Below are 564 nucleotides of genomic sequence, written 5' to 3'. Positions count from 1 at the left end.
TGAGCTTCGCGAGGATGTTCAGTACGCGGAGGGGCGGCTTGAGGAGTTGCAAAGAGCCAGGGTGCTCGATCGAGTTACCTTCCAACGAGATTTTCTGAAAGCCGTGTTTGTGTCGCCCTTTGTGACAGAAAAATCACTTGCCAGATGTCGAGAGTTCCAACGCGATGAGCTTGAGGGTCGAATCTTTTGGCTGTTCAGGGGCAGCGAGGGCGGACGGGATCAGCTCCTCCAGCTGATCGAAAAGGCAGGCAGACTTGGTGGCGACGATCCAGTTGATTCAGGATTTCTCGATAAGCATCCTGGCCTTGAGCGCTACCCGCTGGGCCACTTTCGAAAAATGTTTGAACGTGATGAATTTTCGCCCAGCCTAAGACAGATCGATCATGCGCATGCTCTGGCTGGGTTAGTGATGGTGGTGGTTTCGCCCGTTGCGATTGAGCGGCTTTTGCGCCAAAGCAGTTTGCCTCGAAAGCTGCTTGCTGGGGATCGTCTGGCAAACCTGCATGAAGACACGCCAGGACATGAACAATATATTTGGGCCGATCTTCGCAAGAAAATTTTCCT

Annotated in this window: 1 protein-coding gene; it reads left to right on the top strand. The window is 52.8% G+C overall.

Going from position 1 to position 564, the window contains the following annotated elements:
- Positions 1 to 61 precede the first annotated feature (61 nt).
- Positions 62 to 564, top strand: a 503-nt coding sequence (locus E1189_RS00595) for a hypothetical protein (RefSeq protein ID WP_155158203.1), incomplete at its 3' end; no start/stop codon positions are given.

Source organism: Parendozoicomonas verongulae (assembly GCF_009711465.1).
Classification (GTDB): Bacteria; Pseudomonadota; Gammaproteobacteria; order Pseudomonadales; family Endozoicomonadaceae; genus Sansalvadorimonas; species Sansalvadorimonas verongulae.
This window is presented reverse-complemented; position numbering and strand designations above follow the sequence as displayed.